This window comes from Streptomyces sp. 13-12-16 (genome assembly GCF_002114215.1).
Lineage (GTDB): Bacteria > Actinomycetota > Actinomycetes > Streptomycetales > Streptomycetaceae > Streptomyces.
The window spans coordinates 1-3,202 of the sequence record NZ_NCTE01000686.1; the positions used below are offsets into that span (position 1 = coordinate 1).

A 3,202-nucleotide genomic window follows, 5' to 3' on the forward strand; every position below is an offset into this window, starting at 1 on the left:
CGGCAGCCCGGCGCAGGCGGTGAGCGGTCCGCGCGTGCGGCGGGCTCCTCCGTGCCGGGGCACGGCTCGTCAGGGCCGCCGTCCCACCGTCGGATCGAGGCCACAGGTCCCCGAGGCCGACACTCCGTCCGTTCCCTCGAGCCGCACGGTGGCCCGGCCGTCGGCGCCTTGGCTGTAGGCGATCGTGCAGATCAGCTGGCGCAGCGCGGTCCGGCCCAGCCCGTCCAGCGCGATGGGCAGGCCGGTCGTGACCTCCTCGCCGCCGGACGAGACCTCCACCCGGAGTCTCGCGACCTGTGGGGCGGGGGGAAGGGACGTGCTGAGCCCCGCCTTGCGGTCCTGCTCGTCGGGACCGCTGAGCAGCGCGAGGATCACCTTCTCCGTCGGTACGGGTACGGCGTTCGCGCCGTCGGGATCCTGGCCGGCGACCAGGCCGCCTTCGAGACCGTACTCGAGCGTGGACCCGATGGACCGGACCACCGGACTGATCCTGCCGTCGCGGGAGTGGAAGAAGAGCAGCATGTCGTAGTCGGGGTCGACGAACGCCTGGACGGAGGCGGGACCGCCCGCCTCGATCACGTCGGTCTCCTGGATGCCGCAGCCGCCGAGCAGCAGCACCCCCGACGCGACGGCGACCGCGCGGGTGCGCCGGCACGTCCGCGCACGTCTCATCCGTCGGCCTCTTCCAGGTGGAGCGGTATCTCGACGGTGAAGACGGCACCGCCTCCGGGAAGGTTCCCCGCGCGGACGGTCCCGCCGTGCAGCCGCACGTTCTCCTGGGTGATCGCCAGCCCGAGGCCGCTGCCCGCCGACCGGGTACGTGCCGCGTCGGCCTTGTAGAACCGGTCGAAGATGTGCGGCAGCACGTCGGGCCGGATGCCGGGCCCGCTGTCGGCGACCTGGGCGACCAGTACGGGTGGGCCGGGGGAGCGCGCTTCGCCGCGCAGGGTCACGGTGACGGGCGCGCCGCCGTGCCGCAGGGCGTTGCCGACGAGGTTGGCGATCACGATGTCGAAGCGGCGCGGGTCGAGCCGGGCGCGGACGCCGGGGGGCAGCTCGGTGCGGACGCGGCCGTCGGTCCAGTGCCGGTTCTGCAGTGTCTTGCGGATGGTCTCCGCGACGTCGACCTCGTCGGTGTTGAGCTCGGCGGCGCGGGCGTCGAAGCGGGAGATCTCCATCAGGTCCTCGACGAGCACGGCGAGCTTTCCGGTCTCGGTGCTGACCAGCCGGACCGCACGGGCGGTGTCGGGGTCCAGCCGGTCGGCGTCCTCGTCGAGGACCTCGGTGACGGCGAGCATTCCGGTGAGCGGTGTACGCAGTTCGTGGGAGACGTCGGAGGCGAAGCGGCGGGCGCGTGCCTCGGCCTCGCGCAGTTCGCGCACGGAGCGTTCGAGTTTGCCGGCGGAGTCGTTGAAGGTGCGGGCGAGGTCGGCCAGTTCGTCACTGCCGCGCACCGTGATCCGGGTGTCGAGCCGGCCGCTGCCCATGCTCTGGGCGGCCTGGCGCAGTTCCCGCACCGGCCGCAGCACGCTGCGCGCGGCGATCAGACCGGGGATCAGCGCGATGACGAGGCCGGGCAGGGCGCCGTCCCGGGCGGCCACGAGGAGCGCGTCGACGTTGACCTGTTCGTCGCTCATCCGCATGACGGCGTAGAGGACGAGTCCGCTGGGCAGCACGCCCTCGGGGCCGGTCCTGATGACGGTGGGCATGGCGATGGTCAGGTAGGGCACCCCGTCCTTCACGACCCGCTCGAAGCTGCCGCTGGGGTGGGCGCGTGCGGCGCGGCGCAGTTCGGGGGTGATGACGGTGGAGACGGGGTTCTCGCCGGAGGAGGCGCGGAGCGAACCGTACTCCGCGAACACCACCCAGGGGCGCGGCTTCCCCTTGCGGGCGATGTCACGCAGGATCTCCTCCAGTCCCTCCCGCTGCACGGGCAGGGCCCAGCCGGTCTGCTGGACCTGGTCACGGAACGAGGAGACCGCGGTGTCCTGGGCGGTCTTCAGCAGGGCGTTGCGGGCCTCGCGGTAGGTCAGCGCGGACGTGGTGCCCGCGCTGACGGCGGCGACCAGCAGGAAGGCGAACACCAGCCGGGTGCGCAGTCCGAACGCCCTGGCCCGAGCCCGCCCCGCGGGAGCACCGCCGGACGTGCCGTCGTCGCTTCCGCGGCGTCGGCCGTCGGCGCCGGAGAGACCGCGCAGGAGCCGCCGTGCCGGGCCGGGGCCGGAGGTCACAGCGGTCCGAAGCGGTAGCCGAAGCCCCGCAGCGTCTGGATGTAGCGGGGACTGCCCGCCTCGTCCTCGATCTTGCCGCGCAACCGTGCGACGCAGGCGTCGACCAGTCGTGCGTCGGCGTGGAAGCTGTGCTCCCACACGTGTTCCAGCAGCTGCTGTCTGCTGAACACCTGCTCGGGGGCGGCGGACAGATGGAGCAGCAGCTTGAGCTCGGAGGGGGCCAGCGCGAGGTGTCTGCCGGACTTGGTGACGCTCAGCGCGGCCCGGTCGACGGCCAGTTCGCCGTAGACCTCGACGGCCGTCCGGCCCTGGCCGGTGCTGTCGATGCGGCGCAGCACGGCGCAGATCCGGGCCTCGATCACCTCGGTGCGGGCGGGCTTGACGATGTAGTCGTCGGCACCGGCCTCCAGGCCGATCACCACGTCGAAGTCGTCACCCCGCGCGGTCAGCATGATGATCGGCAACTGGCTCCGCTCGCGGACCCGCCGGCAGACCTGCACCCCGTTCATGCCGGGCAGCATCAGGTCCAGCAGCATCAGATCGGGCCGGAACTCGGCCAGCGCGGCAAGACCGGCCTCGCCGGTCGCGGCCACCCGTACCTCGTGGCCACGGCGGCGCAGACCGAGTTCGACTCCTTCGCGTACGGAAGGGTCGTCCTCGACGAGGAGCACGCGGGGCATGAGCAGTTCTCCCTCGGTGGTGGTCAGGTCCGGGTCACTCTCCGGCGTGCGCCGGAGAGCAGGGCGTCGAGTTCGGTGAGCCGCAGCGGCCGGGCGAGCAGGGCGAAGGAGAGCACGACGACGGCGGCCCCGGCGGTTGCGGCGGCGAGGGCTCCCGCCCGTGCGGCACCCAGCGCGGCCAGATGGCCCAGCACGGTGGCGGGTACGGCGGCGAGGACGAGCCGCGCGTGCGTTCCCGCGGCGGTCGAGCGCAGCGGACGGGCGACGGCGATACGGCGGCTCAGCACCCGG

The 3,202-nt window shown here is 73.1% G+C and carries 3 protein-coding genes and 1 pseudogene; all 4 read right to left on the bottom strand.

Annotated elements, in window-relative coordinates:
* Positions 1–69: 69 nt before the first annotated feature.
* A complete protein-coding gene (locus tag B7767_RS26015) occupies positions 70–672 on the bottom strand; it encodes a hypothetical protein (protein ID WP_085574318.1) in 603 nt (200 codons plus the stop codon).
* The gene (locus tag B7767_RS26020) at positions 669–2,231 is read right to left on the bottom strand and encodes an ATP-binding protein (RefSeq protein ID WP_373408240.1); all 1,563 of its coding nucleotides are present in this window, start codon (positions 2,229–2,231) and stop codon (positions 669–671) included. The genes B7767_RS26015 and B7767_RS26020 overlap by 4 nt, the downstream gene beginning before the upstream one ends.
* Complete coding sequence (locus B7767_RS26025; RefSeq protein WP_085574319.1) at positions 2,228–2,911, bottom strand: response regulator transcription factor; 684 nt, start codon at positions 2,909–2,911, stop codon at positions 2,228–2,230. Before B7767_RS26025 ends, B7767_RS26020 begins: the two co-directional genes overlap by 4 nt.
* Before the next feature lie 23 nt (positions 2,912–2,934).
* A pseudogene (locus tag B7767_RS26030) lies at positions 2,935–3,202 on the bottom strand (murein biosynthesis integral membrane protein MurJ); the annotation flags it as partial.

What these genes read in the sequence shown, in the direction of transcription:
- B7767_RS26015 (WP_085574318.1), bottom strand. Translation starts at nt 672, where the DNA reads ATGAGACGTGCGCGGACGTGCCGGCGCACCCGCGCGGTCGCCGTCGCG.
- B7767_RS26025 (WP_085574319.1), bottom strand. Translation starts at nt 2,911, where the DNA reads ATGCCCCGCGTGCTCCTCGTCGAGGACGACCCTTCCGTACGCGAAGGA.